This window comes from Pseudomaricurvus albidus, from assembly GCF_018863235.1.
GTDB classification, from domain to species: domain Bacteria; phylum Pseudomonadota; class Gammaproteobacteria; order Pseudomonadales; family Cellvibrionaceae; genus Pseudomaricurvus; species Pseudomaricurvus albidus.
In genome coordinates, this window is sequence record NZ_JAHKRS010000001.1 from 311,921 (window position 1) to 331,361 (window position 19,441).

Annotated in this window: 12 protein-coding genes; 8 read left to right on the plus strand and 4 right to left on the minus strand. The window is 53.3% G+C overall.

Annotation, left to right across the window (positions count from 1 at the left end):
• Nucleotides 1-34: 34 nt before the first annotated feature.
• Nucleotides 35-1,264 carry an MFS transporter gene (locus tag KOI40_RS01415; RefSeq protein ID WP_216095651.1) on the plus strand — a complete coding sequence of 410 codons (1,230 nt, stop codon included), beginning with the start codon at nt 35-37 and terminating at the stop codon, nt 1,262-1,264.
• A gap of 492 nt (nt 1,265-1,756) precedes the next feature.
• Entirely contained in the window at nt 1,757-2,302 is a 546-nt protein-coding gene (locus KOI40_RS01420; protein ID WP_216095652.1) for a hypothetical protein, read from the plus strand.
• Between the two features lie 91 nt (nt 2,303-2,393).
• Here the strand turns inward: KOI40_RS01420 and KOI40_RS01425 are convergent, their stop codons facing one another.
• Nucleotides 2,394-4,652, minus strand: a complete 2,259-nt coding sequence (locus KOI40_RS01425) for a TonB-dependent receptor (RefSeq protein ID WP_216095653.1) — start codon at nt 4,650-4,652, stop codon at nt 2,394-2,396.
• 393 nt (nt 4,653-5,045) lie between these two features.
• On the opposite strand from KOI40_RS01425, the gene KOI40_RS01430 reads away from it, so the two are divergent.
• The 6 genes from KOI40_RS01430 to KOI40_RS01455 all read left to right on the plus strand — a co-directional run bounded on the left by KOI40_RS01430 (nt 5,046) and on the right by KOI40_RS01455 (nt 11,452).
• Nucleotides 5,046-6,035, plus strand: a complete 990-nt coding sequence (locus KOI40_RS01430; protein ID WP_216095654.1) for a metalloregulator ArsR/SmtB family transcription factor — start codon at nt 5,046-5,048, stop codon at nt 6,033-6,035.
• Nucleotides 6,036-6,142: 107 nt separating this feature from the next.
• Entirely contained in the window at nt 6,143-7,354 is a 1,212-nt protein-coding gene (gene metK / locus KOI40_RS01435; protein WP_216095655.1) for a methionine adenosyltransferase, read from the plus strand.
• A gap of 62 nt (nt 7,355-7,416) precedes the next feature.
• Nucleotides 7,417-8,817 carry an adenosylhomocysteinase gene (gene ahcY, locus KOI40_RS01440; RefSeq protein ID WP_216095656.1) on the plus strand — a complete coding sequence of 467 codons (1,401 nt, stop codon included), beginning with the start codon at nt 7,417-7,419 and terminating at the stop codon, nt 8,815-8,817.
• 73 nt (nt 8,818-8,890) lie between these two features.
• Nucleotides 8,891-9,736 (plus strand): methylenetetrahydrofolate reductase [NAD(P)H], encoded by an 846-nt coding sequence (metF, locus tag KOI40_RS01445; protein ID WP_216095657.1) that lies wholly within the window; start codon nt 8,891-8,893, stop codon nt 9,734-9,736.
• Nucleotides 9,737-9,763: 27 nt separating this feature from the next.
• Nucleotides 9,764-10,492: a 16S rRNA (uracil(1498)-N(3))-methyltransferase gene (locus KOI40_RS01450; RefSeq protein WP_216095658.1), complete on the plus strand. Its 729-nt coding sequence runs from the start codon at nt 9,764-9,766 to the stop codon at nt 10,490-10,492.
• Nucleotides 10,493-10,627: 135 nt separating this feature from the next.
• Entirely contained in the window at nt 10,628-11,452 is an 825-nt protein-coding gene (locus KOI40_RS01455; RefSeq protein WP_216095659.1) for an MBL fold metallo-hydrolase, read from the plus strand.
• Here the strand turns inward: KOI40_RS01455 and KOI40_RS01460 are convergent.
• The 3 genes from KOI40_RS01460 to KOI40_RS01470 are packed head-to-tail and all read right to left on the minus strand — an operon-like array spanning nt 11,449 to nt 19,426.
• The gene (locus KOI40_RS01460; RefSeq protein ID WP_216095660.1) at nt 11,449-11,943 is read right to left on the minus strand and encodes a chemotaxis protein CheW; all 495 of its coding nucleotides are present in this window, start codon (nt 11,941-11,943) and stop codon (nt 11,449-11,451) included. The genes KOI40_RS01455 and KOI40_RS01460 overlap by 4 nt on opposite strands.
• Before the next feature lie 13 nt (nt 11,944-11,956).
• Entirely contained in the window at nt 11,957-12,913 is a 957-nt protein-coding gene (locus KOI40_RS01465) for a chemotaxis protein CheB (RefSeq protein ID WP_216095661.1), read from the minus strand.
• 45 nt (nt 12,914-12,958) lie between these two features.
• Nucleotides 12,959-19,426 (minus strand): hybrid sensor histidine kinase/response regulator, encoded by a 6,468-nt coding sequence (locus KOI40_RS01470; protein WP_216095662.1) that lies wholly within the window; start codon nt 19,424-19,426, stop codon nt 12,959-12,961.
• Between the last annotated feature and the right edge of the window lie 15 nt (nt 19,427-19,441).

Sequence of the window (19,441 nt, forward strand, 5' to 3'; positions counted from 1 at the left end):
CCACAATACCATAACAAGAGACGCAGGTGTCCTGATGACCAGCAGTTCCGAACAAGCCCTACCCCTGACTTCCGCCCCGACCCGAACCCAGCCTGGCAGCTTTGACACCCCGGCAGCAATTATTGCGGCCATTGTAATCAGCTTTGTCGGCAATGCGGTGGTTCTGGGAATGCCCATGTTGGTCGGCGCTCTGGCTGATAATCTCGACTTCAATGAACAACAGGTAGGATGGCTGGCATCGGCAGATCTGGGAGGCATGTTTCTGGCCTCGATACTGACCTCCATGGCCATTACCCGCGTCAACCGACGTATGCTGGCCATTGCCGGCATCCTGATCGCACTGGTCGCCAATCTGCTGTCTTCACAATTTCACGATTTTAATACGCTCTTGTACACTCGCGTGATTGCCGGTATCGGCGGCGGGATTTGTTACTCTTTGGGCGTTGGCTGCCTTGCCGGCACACACCATACTGCACGCAACTTCAGTATTCTGATGTTCGCCCTGGTTGCCATTAATGCCATTGAGCTTTACAGCTTCCCCATTCTTTCCGACACCTGGGGCGTGAACGGTATTTACTACGCCTTCAGTGGTGCCTTTGTCTTGTGTTTTCTTGCAGTTCCACATCTGCCAGAATTTGCCGCTGAAGCCACTGCTGTCACCGAAACCAAAGACGGCCACACACTGGTGCTGCCAGGTTATCTGCCGAAACTGTGCCTGCTGGCGGTTTCCAGCTTTTACATTACCATTGGTTCGTTTTGGGCTTACATTGAACGCGCAGGCGTTGACGCCGGTTTATCGGACAGCTTTATTACCAACACCCTGACCATCGGAACACTCTTCACCCTGCTGGGTTGTTTTGTTGCCACCTGGCTCAGCAACCGTGCGGGACAATCCAAACCTTTACTGGCCGCGCTGATCACCATGTCTGGCGCCATGATCCTGCTGTCCTTTGGTATCAATCCCATTATCTTTATCCTCGGCAATTTCATGTTCAATGTGATGTGGTTATTCACCGACATTTATCAGCTGGGAACAATCAGTAATGTGGATCACAGTGGACGTTATGCCGCATTAATTCCCGGCGCTCAGGGTTTGGCTCAAACCGTGGCACCGGCCGCAGCCGGATTCCTGCTGTCGCAGAATCTCGGTTATGGTTCAGTAATGCTGTTAGGCGCAGGGGGGTCTTTGGGAGCCCTGTTGATTTACGCCTTTGTTTATCGAAAACTTCGCCAACTGGCACCTGAACTGGCTGACGCCAGCTGACACTAAAATTTCTCTGGAAACTCAAACGAGATACACCTTCACGAAAGCTTAGCCACTCGAATTTCTACACCTGGAGTGGCTTTGCGTAAAGACTGTCACTGCGTCAAATCAACAAACAATGTTCTTGTATAAATAATAAAAACGCTATTAACGCAATCCTGTAAAATCCTTAATGTTCTATCAATTTTTAACTCCCGCCCCTCTTCCCACGAACACAATCTGACTATTGTTTTTTTTCAAAAACAGAAAATGTCACCCACTTCATTTACAACTTTTTATTTCAGTGAACACAGTAACATTTATAACAAAAACAACGACAATCTCTGTGTTAAAACGTAGCGAATACGATCGCGACTGCTACGCTTTGGGGGAAAAGATTAAGGTCTTTTCACTGAGCAAGTAACTTTTCGTAGTTTCTCATAATTGATGATTAAACCTTCCTCGTTGAAAACAAAAATGTCTAACCGGGGAGAAATCAAGTAAGGAGTCAACATGAAAACGTTCACTAAACACCTTTTAGCCATCAGCGTTCTGGCAACCACTTTACCGGCGGCAACTTTTGCCCAGGACAGCATTGGTCCCAGCAGTGGAGATCGGGAATTCACACTTTCAGGAACCGGCACCAGCGACAAGGATTTCGATAACAGCAGTATGGGCCTTTCCGCCGATCTGGGCTGGTACACATCCTCGCACATGGTTTGGGGCATACGACAAAGTGTGAACTATGCCGACATTGAAGGTCAGGACGCTGACGATGATTTCTGGAATGGCAGCACACGAGGTTATTTTGACTACCACTTCCTGAGTGGCGCCGCGAGACCTTTTATCGGTGCCAGTCTGGGTGCGATTTACGGTGACGGTGTAGAGGACGGCGGCTTCGCTGGACTGGAGTTCGGGCTGAAATATTACGTACTGGAAAGCACCTTTATTTTAGGTCGGGCTGAGTATCAGTTCTTTTTTGACGACGGAGATGAAGCGGAAGACAATTTCGATGATGGCGCTTTTGCCTATGTCATTGGTATCGGCTATCACTTCTGATTGTTTACCGGTTATTGATGACATAAAAAAACCGGACACATTTCTGTGTCCGGTCAAACGAGAGGTAGAACAATTCGAAACGGTTACAGATTTACATGAAGTTATAACGGAAGGTCACACCGTAACTGGCCGGTTGCTGACGATAAACAACACGTCCGGCAAAACCACTGAACGCATAGGTTTCTGCATCATTATTCTCGAGGTTTTTACCCCAAAGAGTGACGTTCCATTTGCCTGCGGCATCCTCCAGTGATAGCTGTGCATCAAGACTGCTGACAGGTCCATAACCGGTATTCGGGTCACCCAGAGCGGCGAACTGATCATCAACCCAACTGGCACTGGTTTGTGCTCTGGCAATCAGGTTATCGCCCAGAGACCATTCGTAAGCAATCATGCCGTTGTAACTCCATTCCGGAGATTGCGCCAACACCTGCCCCGCACCAATGGTGTTGGCGATATGATCAACCGTATTTGGCGAGTTGGGATCATCGGAAATACCACGCATGTCCGCAGTGGTTGGTGCCTTGGTGACTTTACTGTTCAGATACGCCACACCCAGCCTCAGTTCCAGACCTTCTGCTGGCAACCAGTGAACATCCAGCTCACCGCCTTCGGTTTGGGATTCAGGAATTCCGATCATGGTGGTGTCGTACACATCCAGCCCCAGGAAGGTACTGAAATCATCTTCGAGATAGGTAATCAGCGACTGACGATTTTTGTAATCGAGCATAAACAAGGCGCCGTTAATTTGCAGACTGCTGTCCAGCAAAGTCGCCTTGAAGCCTAACTCGTAACTGGTCACTTCTTCGGGATCCACATAAGACCAGGCCACTCCGGGATCCGGATCCAGTACTGGCGCACCGTAGTAAAGACCGCTCTTGTAACTGGTCGCCACATTGCCGTAGAACAACCAGTTATCCAGCGGCATCCAATCCAGTCCGATCTTGCCAGTCACATCGTTTTCTTTGTGAGTCTCGTCAAAATCGATCAACACATCGTAAAACGAATTGTCGGCATCGGTATTAACGTCAGTGCCTTCAAAAGAGCGCTTGTCTTCAGAGTAGCGCATACCCACGGTCAGGTTCAGCGTATCGCTCAATTCGGTTTCGGTGTGCAGATAAACACCGTAGGAATCGGTGGTCTGCTTATAATCTGCCACCAACAGATCTGTCCCTACATCACCAAAGTTTTCGTAAGCCACAAACGAGTCATCAAAAATTCCCAGGGCATCCACAACTTCGTGGGAATAGTTAACACCGACGATCCAGCTGAACGGTCCGCTGGTGTTTCCGGTAAAGCGAAACTCCTGAGACATTTGTTCGATTTCATTGTCCTGGAAAAAATCGGTAATACGCTCACTGGTACCGCCGTAGTTATCCACCACAACCTGATCGTAGCTGTCCCAGGCGGTAATCGACGTGAGGGTAAAATATTCAAAGTCTGAGGTCAGATTCAGAGAAAGGCCTTGCCCTTCTTCATCACGACTGACGTCCAGATTCCCCACAGTCACTTTTGACGGATCTTGCGGGCTGTTCAGTTCCGGGTATCCCCACAACTCGTGTTGTTCGGCATCCGGCGACAGAGGCACGGACTTGTCACGGGTGTAATAAGCTTTGACCAACGCGGTGGTGCTGTCACCGAGATCAAAGTCCAGCATACCGCGAATCGCTTGACTGTCGGCTTTGCCGTATTCCTTGCCGGTATTCACATCTTTTTGCCAGCCTTCACCCTGATCCACATAATTCATGGCCAGACGACCACGCACACGATCGCTGAGCGCCCCGCTGACGGCACCGGTCATTTCCACGGTATCCCAGCGACTGTAATCGGCTTCGACATAAGCCTCGAACTCGTCGGTGGGCTTGTTGCTAATAAAGTTGATCGCACCGCCGGTGGTATTTTTTCCGTATAAGGTGCCCTGTGGGCCCTTGAGCACCTCCACCCTTTCGATATCAAATAACTGGCCACTCAACAAAGCCGGAGCACTGGCAAACACCTCGTCGGTGTAAATGCCCACCCCGCTATTGTTATTGGGACTGAAATCATCGAGACCAATACCGCGGATGGCAAAGATCGGCGTACCACCGGAGGTCGCATTGGCTGTTGCCAGTCCCGGCGTCTGGGCGCCCAGATCCACGGCGCTTTCCATCTTCAACTTCTTGAGATCGTCCCCGCCAAAGGCACTGGCCGAAATGCCAATATCATTGACGCTCTGGGCGCGTTTCTGTGCGGTAACAACCACTTCTTCAATTTGCGCAGCCTGAGCTGCGGTTGATACCAGTGTGGTTGCAGCGGCACTGGCAGCAATGGCACTGGCGAGCAGTCTTTGTTTATTACGGCTATTTCTCATGGGGTCGGTCTCCTGGGAGTTGGTGATCTCTCTTTTTATGTTCTGCTGTTCACACAGCTCAGCAGCTCGCTGAACGCTGCTATAAATTTTTATATGACTGCAGGGTATGCCCCTGAACCAACAGGATTAATAACCTCTTAGGGGTATTCAGCGGCCAGCTACCCCAACAGTGGTAGATCACCCCTGAGAAAGAGCCGCTCCACGACTCCCGACGCCTCATTATGCGGCGTTAATCAGGGCGGCCTGATTCGATCGCGCACCAAAACAGGGCGATCGTTAAGAAAGTATATGGCTCCACCTACCCGCCAAAGAACGTCGATGTAACCCCGACACACAACCAATCTATATCAAAATTTTTTGATATAGATGAGCTCCCCTGCTAGACTGCTTCGCATGTCTCAATTGTTATCCAGCGTAAATATCGCTGAAAGCCCCGTAACCAGTGACCTGGCAGCCACCCTGAAGGCCGCCGGCGACCCTTTGCGACTGGAGATTTTGCGGCTGCTGGCACGCGATTCATTCGGGGTAATGGAACTGAGCCGCATTTTTGTGATTAAGCAATCGGGCATGAGCCACCATCTGAAAGTGCTGGCAAACGCCGGACTGGTGGCCACACGACGGGAAGGCAACTCGATCTTCTACCGCCGGGCTCTGCCAGGGGCTGAGTCTCCTTTCCGTCAGTTGCTGGACAGCCTGTTTCACACGCTGGACCAAAACCCGCTGGCGGATGAATTCCATGAGCAGCTCAAGATCATCCAGCAGGAACGGGCTGCCGCCTCGCAGGCTTTTTTTACGGATAACGCGGCCAAGTTCCGGGCGCAGCAGGATTTGATTGCCAGCCACGAAGTCTATGCAGAGGCTGTCACCGAAATGCTGGCCAACACCCCTCTGCCGCAGCGCCACACGGCACTGGAAGTGGGCCCCGGCGAAGGGGAGTTTTTGTCCGTACTGGCATCGCGCTTTGCGCAGGTAATTGCGCTGGACAACTCGGAATCGATGCTGGAGAAGGCCCGAGGTTTTGCCGCGGATCAGCAACTCGCCAATGTCGAGTTTATTCACGGGGACACTGAGAAAGCGGTACGGCAAACATTGAACGCCGATTGTGTGGTCATGAATATGGTGCTTCATCACGTACCGTCACCGGCACACCTGTTTGACGACATCAGCCAACTGCTTAACCCGCAGGGCTGCTTACTGGTCGCCGACCTGTGCCACCACGACCAGCAATGGGCGCGGGACGCCTGCGGTGACGTTTGGCTGGGCTTTGAACCCGATGATTTTTCCCGCTGGGCGCAACACGCCGGGCTGAAAGAAGGGCAAAGCCAGTATATGGCCTTGCGCAACGGTTTTCAGATTCAGGTGCGGCAGTTTTTCAAGCCCTGAATTGTTTAACGAGTTATTGGTAATTCGAAATTTAATAAGCCTTGAGCTTTAGATACTGGCAGCCTTAACACAAAGGCGACCATATTAATGAAAGGAGCATGTCATTCATGTCTGAGTATTCCGTATTTACTTCTGAGTCTGTATCGGAAGGCCATCCCGATAAAATGGCAGACCAAATTTCCGATGCCGTTCTGGATGCCATTATTGCCCGGGACAAATACGCTCGCGTTGCTGTAGAGACTCTGGTCAAAACCGGCATGGCCATTGTCGCCGGCGAGCTGACCACCTCCTGCTACGTTGACCTCGAAGACATCATCCGCGATGTCATTACCGGCATTGGCTACAACAGCTCCGATGTCGGTTACGATGGCGCCACCTGTGCCGTGTTGAACGCCATCGGCAAACAGTCTGTGGACATCAACCAAGGTGTTGATCGCGCCCGTCCGGAAGATCAGGGTGCCGGTGACCAGGGCCTGATGTTTGGCTACGCCACCAACGAAACCGAATCACTGATGCCTGCACCGGTGTACTACTCGCACCGTCTGGTAGAGCGTCAGGCTCAGCTGCGCAAAGAAGGTGTTCTGCCCTGGCTGCGCCCCGATGCGAAAAGCCAGGTCACCATGCGCTACGAAGACGGCAAGCCTGTTGCCATCGACGCCGTAGTCCTGTCGACTCAGCACAACCCTGAAATCAGCCAGGAAGACATTCGCACTGCGGTGATGGAAAACATCATCCAGCACGTTCTGCCTGCCGAACTGCTGCACGCTGACACCCAGTACCACATCAATCCCACCGGCAACTTTGTGATTGGTGGCCCGGTGGGTGACGCGGGTTTAACCGGCCGCAAGATCATTGTCGATACCTACGGCGGTATGGCTCGTCACGGGGGCGGCGCCTTCTCCGGCAAAGATCCCTCCAAAGTGGATCGCTCTGCCGCTTACGCCGGTCGCTACGTGGCGAAAAACGTCGTCGCTGCCGGTCTGGCCGATCGCTGCGAAGTGCAGGTGTCCTACGCCATTGGTGTGGCTGAACCAACGTCCATTTCCATCAATACCTTTGGCACGGGCAAGGTCAGCGATGGCGAACTGATTGCAGCCATCCGCAAGACGTTCGACCTGCGTCCTTACGCCATTACCACCATGCTCGATCTGCTGCACCCCATGTATCAGCTGACGGCAGCCTACGGTCACTTTGGACGCGAGCCGTTTGAGCACACCTACACCTGGACAGAAAACGGTGAGGAGAAATCCGAAACCTTCACCGCCTTTACCTGGGAAAAAACCGACAAGGTTGATGAGCTGAAAGCTGCACTGGCATAAGCCCGAATTACCTGACCCCGAATTGACACACGCCAGCCATGGCTGGCAGAAGAGGATTGATCATGACCACATTTACCGACTACAAAGTAGCAGCCGCCACCGAAACCGAGTTTCAACAACTCGCCGCCTGGGGCCGTAAAGAAATCGACATTGCCGAAGGCGAAATGCCAGCACTGATGGCCCTGCGTCGCAAGTACAAGGAAGCACAGCCTCTGGCCGGTGCCAAAATCATGGGCTGTATTCACATGACCATTCAGACCGCCGTGCTGATCGAAACCCTGGTGGATCTGGGTGCCGAGGTACGCTGGTCATCCTGTAACATCTTCTCCACTCAGGATCACGCTGCCGCGGCCATCGCTGCTGCCGGTATCCCTGTGTTTGCCTGGAAAGGTGAAACCGAGGAAGAGTTCCTGTGGTGTATCGAGCAAACCATTCTGGCCGAGAAAGACGGCAGCGACGTTTGGGATGCCAACATGATTCTCGACGACGGCGGCGACCTGACCGAAATGGTTCACAGCAAATACCCTGCCCTGCTGGAGCGTATTCACGGTATCTCCGAAGAGACCACCACCGGTGTTCACCGTCTGCTGGAAATGCTGGAAAAAGGTGAACTGAAAGTACCGGCAATCAACGTGAACGATGCGGTGACCAAATCCAAAAACGACAACAAATACGGCTGTCGTCATTCCCTGAACGATGCCATCAAGCGCGGTACCGACCACCTGATGGCCGGTAAAAAAGCGCTGGTCATCGGCTACGGTGATGTGGGTAAAGGTTCCGCCGCTTCCCTGCGTCAGGAAGGCATGATTGTAAAAGTGACCGAGATCGATCCTATCTGTGCCATGCAGGCTTGTATGGATGGTTTCGAAGTGGTTTCGGCCTACAACAACGGCATCAACACCGGTGAAGTGGCTGACATCAACACAGCCGTCCTGAGCACCACCGATCTGGTTGTGACCACCACTGGCAACATCAATGTGTGCGATGCCGCCATGCTGCAAACACTGAAAAGCGGTGCAGTGGTCTGTAACATCGGCCACTTTGATAATGAAATCGATACGGCATTCTTGCGTGAAAATTACGAGTGGGATGAAGTGAAACCTCAGGTTCACAAAATCTACCGCGACAAAAGCAGCAACGATCACCTGATCCTGTTGTCTGAAGGCCGTCTGGTTAACCTGGGTAACGCCACCGGTCACCCATCACGCATCATGGATGGCTCGTTTGCCAACCAGGTTCTGGCACAGATCTACCTGTACGAGCGCAAGTTTGCCAACCTGATGGAAGAAGAAAAATCCGCCGAAGTGTACGTAAAAGTACTGCCGAAGAAACTGGACGAAGAAGTGGCCAAAGACATGGTGGAAGGTTTTGGCGGTGTTATCACCCGCATGACCGAGACCCAGGCCAACTACATTCATGTCAATGTCGACGGTCCGTTTAAACCAGAAAGCTACAAGTACTGATCGGCACCCCCGACAGACTATTGCCAGACGTTTGCCATCGGCTAAGCGTCTGGCAACACACTGAGTAAAGATCATGAGCAACAACGAAAATCTGCGTCTCAGCTTTGAGTTCTTCCCGCCCAAGAGCGACGAAGGCCGCACCAAACTGCTGAAAGTACGCGACGAATTAAATACCCTCAATCCGGAATTCTTTTCCGTAACCTACGGTGCCGGCGGCTCCACCCGCGACAACACCAAGGGCATCATCAAGACCTTTAAACAGGATGGTATTTCGGTCGCCCCTCACCTGTCTTTTGGTGGCGATGACGAAACCACCATGAAAGCCCTGTTACAGGAATACAAAGACGCCGGCGTCGACCGTATCGTCGCGCTGCGCGGCGACATGCCTTCCGGCATGGGCGGTGCGTTTCAGATGGTGTATGCCAATCAGCTGGTGGCGTTTATTCGCGAACACTTCGGCGATGCCTTCCAGCTGGAAGTGGCGGCCTATCCGGAAATTCACCCGGAAGCCACCAGCTACGACGACGACATCCGCTACCTGAAGGGTAAGTTTGACGCCGGTGCTGACAGCGCTTTGACCCAGTACTTCTACAGCCCCGATGCCTACTTTTACTTTATGGATCAGTGCGACAAGGCCGGAATCAGCAACCCGATTTACCCGGGTATCATGCCGATCCTGAACTACAAAAACCTGATTCGCTTCAGTGATGGCTGCGGTGCCGATATTCCCCGCTGGTTGCGCAAACGCCTGGAAAGTTTTGGTGACGACACCGCCAGTGTGCAGGCATTCGGTCTGGATCTGGTGACTGAGTTGTGTGAAACCCTGCTGGAAAACGGCGCACCGGGTCTGCACTTCTACACCATGAACCAGGTGGAACCGACGGCAGCGATTGTGAAAAACCTCGGGCTGGACAGTTAAGTCCTCCCGGTTTCAGGTTCAGGTTCTATGCGCATTCCCCGTATTTTTACAGAACAGTCTCTGCAAGCCGGCAGCGATATCGAGCTGGATGAAAACGCCTCCCGACATGTGGGCAAGGTGTTGCGCATGCAGGCCGGGCGCGAGCTGATACTGTTTGATGGCCGCGGCGGTGAATACACCGCCACCATCACGGACGTGGGCAAAAAAGTGGTTCGCGTCGCGATCAGTGAATTTCATGACGTCGAGCGCGAATCACCGCTGGCCATCCACCTGGGTATCGGCATTTCCCGTGGCGAGCGCATGGACTGGGTTTTGCAAAAAGCCACCGAGCTCGGTGTTACCAGGATCACCCCGCTGTTCACCGAACGCACCGAAGTCAAGCTGACCGGGCCGCGGCTGGAAAAGAAACGGCAACACTGGCAACAGATCCTGGTGTCCGCCTGCGAACAATGCCAGCGCAACACCCTGCCCCAGCTGCAGACTGCACAGCGCTTCGATGACTGGTTACCCGATGTGACCGAGACATCCCGCTTTGTGCTTCACCACCGCACTGACGTCTCACTGTCGGCCACCGAGAAACCCGCGTCCGTTGCTCTGGTGATCGGCCCGGAAGGCGGACTGTCGGACGTGGAAATCCAGCGAGCCCAGCAACACCAGTTCCAGCCTCTGGCGCTCGGCCCCCGGGTCTTCCGTACTGAAACCGCGCCCATCGCCGCCATCAGTGTGCTGCAATACCTCTGGGGCGACCTTAGCTAAAGCCTCTGCTGTCCTTCTCTGTTGTCCTTTTCAGCCAGCAATACGCCCCTTTTTACCAGTGTCCTGCTCAGTGCAGGCTGCTAGGATAACGGCAGTCAATCCTGACAGATTCGCCACCCGAGGTAGAAGTTTCCCATGTCTGTGATGCAAAGGTATCAACACAAGGATTTAGTCGGCCTGCGGGTCGGACGGGTCAACCTGGGCATCAACACCTCGTTTATCGTCTACCGTCTGGGGGATACTGTTATCGACACAGGTCCCACCAACCAGTGGAAATACGTTAAACCTTTTATTGAATCCAGCCCCTTTGAGCAACTGTTGCTGACTCACCACCATGAAGATCACAGCGGCAATGCCGGAGCCATCCACCGCTTGACCGGCATCCAGCCAAAAGCGCCGACACTGACCATCGACATTCTGAAACGCGGTTTCAAGATTCCCCCCATGCAGAAGTTCATCTGGGGACGCTGTGGTCTGGCCGATGCGCAGCCTTTACCGGAAGACATCACCATCGGCGGCGAACAGACCCAGGCGTTGTTCACCCCCGGGCACGCCAAAGACATGACCTGTTATCTGATGAAAGAACGAGGATGGTTATTCAGCGCAGATCTGTACATTGCCAATCGTTTGAAACTGCTGCGCAGTGATGAACACCTGCCGACGCTGCTCGACAGCATCCGCTTTACCCTGTCGCACGATTTCGACACCCTGCTGTGCCCGCATCGCGGTGTGGTCGAGAATGGTCACAGCAAGTTACGGGAAAAGTACGACTACCTGATGAACCTTGCAGAGCAGGCTCAGGGATTGAATTCACAGGGTGTGGAATTAAAAGAGATTACCAACCGGCTGTTAGGCAAGGAGGGAGCCATTGGCATTCTCAGTCGCTACAACTTCAGCAAGCGCAATCTGATTGCCTCGTGCCTCGAAGTTGAATTCGACCAACGGTTGCAAAAGGCCTAGCTCGCCACTCCGTTGTGCCAGTCCAGATACACCTGTTCCAGTGCGCTGATGTCCGGGATCAACAGCTCTTCGCCACTAAGCGTCACATGCATCCGCTCAAAGGTTCGGCAGCTACGGCCCTCAAGCATACTGATATCGTCTTCCACGACACGCACCAACTTGGGAATCCCCTGAGTGGGAACCGCGATAAATGGCAAGTCAGGACTCACCCCGGTATTGTTAAAGACCGCAATTCGACTTTTGCTTTGCAGTTCGGGCAGTGTTTCACCGCAGAGAATTTCAAAGGACAACAGCGGTACTTTGACATCCCTCCAGCTGAAGAACCCGAGTAACCAGTCCGGAGCATCGCTGATTGCTTCCGGAGCGTCATAGGAAACCATCTCGGCAACCGAGACCGTTGGCGCCAGCAACGTGCGCCCCGCCATGGGAATCAGCAGGCTGGGCACAACATCCGGTGCAAACTGTTCAATGGTCTTTAATGCGCTCTCCATGATCCGTTACCTGTCATTTTTGCTTGAATAGTTTAGTCGGCGACTGCATAAACTGAGTTAACTGCGACGCCAGCTCTGTCGGTGTCCCGGTGATTGAAACCACGTCAGTTCCGATCACGGATTCCGGCATGGAGGCCACCGTGCAACTTGCCGGTTGCTGCGCCCAGACCTGCCCACCCTGCTGATGAATTAACCGGGCACCGGCGGCACCATCCTCCCCCATGCCGGTAAAGACAATGGCGTTACAGCGCGAGCCAAAACACCGCGCCATATTGGCGAGAACCTGATCAATGGCTGGGCTGTAAATCCCCGGCCAGGGTTCAGATCTGACTGTCACCGTGCCATTACTGAGGAAATCGACCCACCGGGAGCCAGCAACTACTGCAGTTGATCCTGCATAGAGTACATCCCCATCGGCGACACAATAAGCCTGGTAATGGCAGTACCGATTGATCATATCCACCAGCGATTGTTCATATCCACTGTCGATATGCTGGACGTAAACAAAACCTACATCCAGATTGGCTGGCAACGCCTGAAAAAATTCTCTGACGGCTTCCGGGCCACCCGTCGAAGCCGCCAACACCCAAAACGTTTTGGCCACGCCCGCAGGGTGCTGCTCGAGGTTGATGGAACCGTTCAGTTGTTGCAGTTTTTTTAACACTCTGCGACGCCAGGCATCGTAAGCACTGCTACCCGGTTGAGAATCCCCACCATCGTCTATAATGACCGGCAGAGGCAACTGTTCCAGCCAGTCGTCAATGGCAGGCCAGCTGGGGCTTTCCAGAGGCAGAATCACCAGCCAGGCGTCCACCTCACTGATCTTTTGACGACTCATGTCGGCAACAAAGTTTCCTGCCAACAGGCTCACGGCCACCTTGTGCCCGCTCTCACCGACCAGTTGACGCAGCACGTTTTGCTGCGCAGCTGTATCGACAACCAATCCTAACCGCAGCGCTTTGATTGTCACCGACAACACCTCTGCCTGACCAAGGGCTGATACACCTCAGGCGGCTTACTCTTCGAGAGGCGCGTCTGCGCTCTCATTGGCAGTCTCGCTGTCATCGATCTCGCCGGTCACCGCCAGAATATTCCGCAGCAGATTATCTTCCTGATACGGCTTACCCAGATAGCGATTTACCCCCAGTGAAAACGCTCTTTCACGGTGTTTATCACCGGTACGGGAGGTAATCATAATAATTGGGATATGTTTCAGACGGCTGCTGGAGCGAACGTTTTTCGCCACCTCAAAACCGTCCATGCGCGGCATTTCAATATCCAGCAACATCACATCAGGCACATGATCCTGCAACAGCAACAGGGCATCAGCACCGTCTTTGGCGGTGATGACTTCATAGCCTTCACGCTCCAGGAAGCGGCTGGTTACCTTGCGTACCGTCACCGAGTCATCCACAACCATGACGGTTTTGACGCTCTCTTCTGCCACGTCTTCAGTCTGTGACATCAGCACGCTGGTGTCGTGCAGCAAGGCGGCATCCTGACGGATCATTGCGTGCGGATCCAGAATCACTACCACGCTACCATCCCCCATAACGGTTGCGCCCGATACACCCAACACACCGGCAAATTGAGGCCCCAAACTCTTAACCACAACCTCCCGACTGCCCATCAGCATGTCCACCTGCATGGCGACAGCGTGCTGTGCAGTACGCACCAGCACTACCGGCAGGGGCATCGCCTGACCTTCCAGCTTCGGACGGGCGTCACTGTTCAGCAGATTGCCCAGGTAATTCACTTTATACTCTTCACCCGCGTACTCAAAACGGGCTTCGGAATCCTGATAATAATGTTCCAGCTCAAACGGGCTGACACGCACAATACCTTCAATGGTGTTGAGCGGAATCGCGTAGCGGTCATCGCCAATCCGCACCATCAATGCGCGGTTGACCGATACGGTAAACGGCAGCCGAATCGTAAACTCGGTACCTTCTCCCGCACGGGAATTGATCGACATGGCACCGCCCAACTGCTTGATCTCGGAGTGCACCACATCCATGCCCACGCCACGACCTGAAATCTGGGTCACCGATTCCGCGGTACTGAAGCCGGCGTGCAGAATAAATTGCATGATTTCACGATCACTGAGCTTGGCTTCTTCGCTCATGAGGCCACGTTCGATGGCTTTCTCACGAACGCGCTTGAGGTTGATACCGCGACCGTCATCAATCAGACGCAAAATGACATCGCCACCTTCACGCCCCACCGTCAGTACAATACGACCGGCTTCCGATTTGCCCGCAGCAGTACGTTCACGGGAAGTCTCGATACCGTGATCTACTGCGTTGCGAAGCATATGTTCCAGCGGCGCGACCATGCGCTCCAGAACCGTTCTGTCCAATTCACCTTCGACGTTATCAAGCTCGAAATTGACCCGCTTGTCCAACTCGCTGGAGACCTGACGCACGATTCGGCGCAGACGTGGTACCAGACGGGAGAAAGGCACCATGCGTGAACGCATCAGTCCTTCCTGCAAATCGGTGTTAATGCGGGACTGTTGCAACAACAGGGTTTCGGTATCCCGTGTCTTGTCCGACAGGGTGGACTTCAAGTCCATCAAGTCCGACGCCGACTCAATCAATGAGCGGGACAACTGCTGTAACTGGGAATAGCGGTCCATTTCCAGAGGATCGAAGTCGTCCTGTTCAGCCATCTGCTCCTGACGGAACAAAATCTGGGCTTCTGTTTCGATATCCAGACGACGCAGTTGCTCTTGCAGACGGGCAATGGTTGCGTCCATCTCATCGATGGCAAAGCCCAGTTCACTGATCTGCTCTTCCATCCGGCCGCGACTGATTGAAGTCTCACCCGCCAGGTTAACCAGCTCTTCAAGCAAGTCAGCGGAAACCTTCACCACTTCCTGAGGGGCACTGCGCTTGGTCTGCATCGGTGCGGATACGGCACCTTTGCCACTGGCTTCCGGCCGGGAAGGCGGCAGATTAAAGGATTCACCACTGACCACCGGGACATTATCTTTTGGCGTAAACGGCAGCACCGGCGCCAGGTTTTTCTCGGCGGTATCAGGTTCGCCCTGAACCGGCTCCTGCGGCACATTTTCGACCGGGCTTTCTACTGAGGATTCCCCAGTTTCCGGATCCGACTCATGCTCCACAAAAGAGGGCGGCGTCTCATCGGCTTGAGTAGCCGGCTCAATGGCAGGAGCCAGATCCGCATTCAAAGCAGTGGACAAGTTGCCCTCACCGGCCATGCCCGCCTTAACCGCTTCAACACCTTTGAGCAGTTGATCCTGATAGGCGTTCATGCGGACAAAGAAGTCCTGAGACACGTCCGCGTTATCCGACAGGTTGATCACGTCGGTTTCAAAATCGTGAGCCACGTTACCCAGAGCCGTCATGCCTGACAGTCGTGCACCGCCTTTGAGGGTGTGCAGCGCCCGCTTCAACTCTTCTGAACAATCGGTTCTGGACCAGTCTTCCGACCAGTCGTGAATCGCCTGTTCAATGTCTTCAATCAACTCATCGGCTTCTTCCAAAAAGATTTCGATGATTTCAGGATCGATGTCTTCGTCCAGTTCTTCTTCGGACAGATCCATTTCGCCAGTGATTACTGCTGGAGTCTCCTCAACAGGCTCATCGCTGACCACACCGGGTTGATCCACTTCGAAAGTGATGTCCAGTTCAGGTGTCGCTTCAAGGGTATCCGAAGTCTCTGGCGCCTCTTCGAGAGTGATGTTTTCGGAGGCGATATCGTTTTCGGCAACAACATCTTCGGTGACTAACTCACCAACAGCTTCAATAAAGCCTTCCGCAACATCGGAATCCAGCTCAGAGACATCACTGACGTCAATCACTTCAATGGCATCGGCCAGATCCGGATTGCTATCTGGCTCTGGAGTCTGTTCAGCTTCAGCAGGTGATTCAGTGTTATCGATCAGGTTTTGGCTTGTATCGCCAAAATCGATATTTTCTTCAACCTGCAACAAAGTCGGTTCAGGCTCAAACACTGCCTCGTCTGCCGATAACTTCGCCTGCAAGCCTGTCAGCTCCTGATCGAGAGCTTCATCGGTTTCCTGAAGGTTTTGTCCTGCGGCCACGGCATCCACCATATCCAGCAGGTTTTCATGAGCGCGCAGTAATGTTTCGAAATCACTGTCGTCCAGACCACTCAGATTGCCATCTGCGGCCTGATAAACCGCTGCCAGCTGACGACTCACCTGCGACATGGGTAACAGACGTGCGTGCTCTGCACCTTTGGCCAGGGTATTCAGCTCGGCAGTCAGTAAATCGTATTTTTCCGGAGTTTCCGGAGCCTGTCGCCACTGTGCAATCAAGACATCGGCATCCAGCAGAAGGTTCATCTCTTCCGCCATAAAGATCGACAGCAACTTGGGATCGATGACTTTTTCTTCGCGCTGTTCCTGCTGGCGAATCAATGGTGCGACAAACAGATCCCTTAACTCGGCGACCCGTGCCAGGAACTGATTCAGCTTGGCAATGCTGGCGACGCCACCCTCACGGATCTGATTCAGCGCTTCATGGGTATAGGTGACACCATCCTGAATCAGCTGCAGGATGTCATCGTCAATATTCACCTGATAGGTGCGCAACTCCTTGGCAAAACGCTCCAGCGGTGTAGCCAGTTCGGCGATGTCATGAACATCGGCCATATGCGCACTGCCTTTCAGTGTGTGCAGGGCTCGCTGCATGCCTTCGCTCGGCGGCGTGAACAGGGGAGCCGACGCGCGCATTTCTTCAATAAACTGCTCTACCACCTGCAGGTGGGCGATGGCTTCAGTGCCGAAAATCTCCCACAGGATTGCATTGTTTTCACCACTGTCATCGTCGTCAATATCAGCGTTGTCCCGGGAAGAACCCCCAGACTCTCCAGCGGCGAAGTCAGTTACCGGTGATTCAGAAGAGATCTCGGCATCGGATGCTGAACTCTCACCACTTAGCAGGGCTTCCGGTTGCTCGCCGCGGCCAATGGCTTCTGCCCAGGCGGCCAGCTGTTCCGCACGAACCGGATGAGGATTAGGCTGCTTTTGTTCAAAGGCCTGAACAAAGTCAGGCAAGACTGCACGCACCCGGGTAATCAATTCCACCTGCACGGCATGAGGAGCGACAGTGCCATCGAGAACACGGTTCAACATATTTTCGATGGACCAGGCCAGTTCACCCAGGTCATTGGCTCCGACCATACGACCACTGCCCTTCAGGGTATGGAACGCTCGGCGGAATTCCGTCAGTGACGCGGTATCGTTAAAGTCTGCAGCCCATTGCGGGAAAAATTCATCGATGGCTTCGAGTACTTCACCGGCTTCTTCAACAAAGATTTCCAGAATTTCTTCATCGACTTCGTCTTCATCCTCGTCTTCCGTGGACGGCTCCGCGTCAGCCTCGTCAGCGACGCGAGAGGCTTCCCCGACTGTTGCCGATTCAGCGGCCTCATCGGTTAAGGTCAACTCTTCTGAAGTACCGGAATCAACCTCAGCTTCGGAGTCCACCTGAGCGGATTCCGTTAACAACGGCACCTCCGCCGTGTGGTCTTCATCCTCGGCAAGCTCGATGGTTAAAGACGGATCTTCCGCAGATTCTTCATTTGCCGAAAGCTGTTGATTCGCTGAAGGCTCGTTATCGGCTGAAGGCTCGTTATCGGCTGAAGGCTCATCAACGGCTGAAGGCTCATCATCAAGGAGCGGTGCGTTATCGCTGGCCGCCTCTTCAGCGGGCAAGGTATCCACCGAGACCCGTTCAACGTCGGTAAACTTTTCCAATACCGTGGCGGCATCCACCGGTTGCTTTGGTGCAGCGGGAGATTTCGGTGCGACACCTGCAATACCGTACCCGAGAGAGTCGATACTCTCTTCAGCCAGGGTCAGCAGCACATCATCGTCATCATCTCGATCGCCGCTCAGGCGCTCAAGGAAATATTCAACACTGGCAATGGCATCTGCCAGTGTATCCAGTGAGCTCCACTCCGGAGAGGCGTCGCTGCCCAGCAGTTCGGTTTCAATATACCGACTGCAGCCCTGTAAAATGGCAGCCGGACGGGACAGAGGAATCATCGCCAGACCACCGCGAATTTCTTCCAGCTGTTGGGGCACACCATTTAGATGAGAGCGATCCCACTGGGAGGCAATGTATTCAATGATCGAGTCTTTGGCATGCTCCAGTCCATTTCGCGCTTCACGCAGCACAGTTTCCTGCGCCTGGCTGATATGAATCTGCTGGGTCGTTTGCGGCTGCCCGCCCGGTGTGCTGCTGGCAGCCGCCAGTGCTTCCAGGTTCTGCTCCACCGACAGAATTTCATCGGCAACCTGAGTCAGCAGATTATTATCAACACTTCCCTGGCTGATGGCCGCTTCGAGGTTCTCAACCTGCCCGAGAACCTGCTTGCGAAGATCCGCAACTCCAAGTACTGCCAGTGTATCCGCCACTCGCTTCATCACTGGCAGAGCTTCACTCAGAATGGAGGAGTCTTCACCTGACAGGCTTTCATCCAGCGCTTCTTTAATGGTGTTCAGTTCATCATTGAGAGCGCCGACAACCGTGCGCATGGTTTCCGGATCTGGTCCTGAGAACAGGGCACTGCCATCTTCTAGCGGCAGCTGCTCCGGCAAAGCAGAATCCAGAGAGAAGTCCTTACGTAAACGTTCAGTACGCGGGGTATCGGCCTGACTGCGGGCGACGTAATAAAGAAGGTTTTTAATCAATTCATCTCGGGTAAAGCTTTTAAGTGCTTTAACACCATGCTGCTCCAGCAGACGAATCTCTTTATCAAGCTGACGCAACAGCGTTTTCAGTGATACGCTGATTTCTATCTGTTCACTGTTCAGCCCCTCAACCACAGCGAGGGCAATATCCCACAAACACTGACGTCCGGTACCTGCAGTAAGATTGTATAAACGTGTAAAGACTTTCTGCAGGTAATCCAGGTTTTCATCAACTTTAACACCGCGAATCACACCCGCCGCGGCGTATTGATACATCTTTCGCAGTTTTTCAACAATCGCTTTGAATTGTTCGGGATTTGCCTGTGCAGGGTTTCTCTTGCCCTGAACAATTTTGGCAGCAGAAATGTCCGGATTAAAAAACTGACTTTCCGACAACAGGGTCGAACCGCGAGCTGCGCGCAAGTCATTCAGAATCGGCAGCAAGCTGCCCGGATCATCATTACGTTTGAGTTTGACCTGATCGAGATAAATCGGCAGTTGCAGAATAGCGCGCATGAGTACTTCATGGGCTTCTGCGACATTGTTGACTTCACCGTTCATCAACGCCTGCGCAATGGCTTCCATTTCTTCAGCCAACAGCGCCGCGCCAAAAAATTCCACCATTTGCAAACTGCCGTGCACCTGATGGATATGCGTCAGACAGAATCGGATGCGAGTGGAATCCTGAGGATTGTCCACATACGCTTCCAGTGACTGACGAGCCTGCTTCAGGGTTTCATCAATTTCACCAATGACCCACTCTAAAGCAGCAAAATTTCGGTTATCTGCCATTATCAGGCATCCCCT

What these genes read in the sequence shown, in the direction of transcription:
- KOI40_RS01415 (WP_216095651.1), top strand. Translation starts at nt 35, where the DNA reads ATGACCAGCAGTTCCGAACAAGCCCTACCCCTGACTTCCGCCCCGACC.
- ahcY (WP_216095656.1), top strand. Translation starts at nt 7,417, where the DNA reads ATGACCACATTTACCGACTACAAAGTAGCAGCCGCCACCGAAACCGAG.
- KOI40_RS01455 (WP_216095659.1), top strand. Translation starts at nt 10,628, where the DNA reads ATGTCTGTGATGCAAAGGTATCAACACAAGGATTTAGTCGGCCTGCGG.
- metK (WP_216095655.1), top strand. Translation starts at nt 6,143, where the DNA reads ATGTCTGAGTATTCCGTATTTACTTCTGAGTCTGTATCGGAAGGCCAT.
- KOI40_RS01450 (WP_216095658.1), top strand. Translation starts at nt 9,764, where the DNA reads ATGCGCATTCCCCGTATTTTTACAGAACAGTCTCTGCAAGCCGGCAGC.
- KOI40_RS01460 (WP_216095660.1), bottom strand. Translation starts at nt 11,943, where the DNA reads ATGGAGAGCGCATTAAAGACCATTGAACAGTTTGCACCGGATGTTGTG.
- KOI40_RS01470 (WP_216095662.1), bottom strand. Translation starts at nt 19,426, where the DNA reads ATGGCAGATAACCGAAATTTTGCTGCTTTAGAGTGGGTCATTGGTGAA.
- metF (WP_216095657.1), top strand. Translation starts at nt 8,891, where the DNA reads ATGAGCAACAACGAAAATCTGCGTCTCAGCTTTGAGTTCTTCCCGCCC.
- KOI40_RS01420 (WP_216095652.1), top strand. Translation starts at nt 1,757, where the DNA reads ATGAAAACGTTCACTAAACACCTTTTAGCCATCAGCGTTCTGGCAACC.
- KOI40_RS01430 (WP_216095654.1), top strand. Translation starts at nt 5,046, where the DNA reads ATGTCTCAATTGTTATCCAGCGTAAATATCGCTGAAAGCCCCGTAACC.
- KOI40_RS01425 (WP_216095653.1), bottom strand. Translation starts at nt 4,652, where the DNA reads ATGAGAAATAGCCGTAATAAACAAAGACTGCTCGCCAGTGCCATTGCT.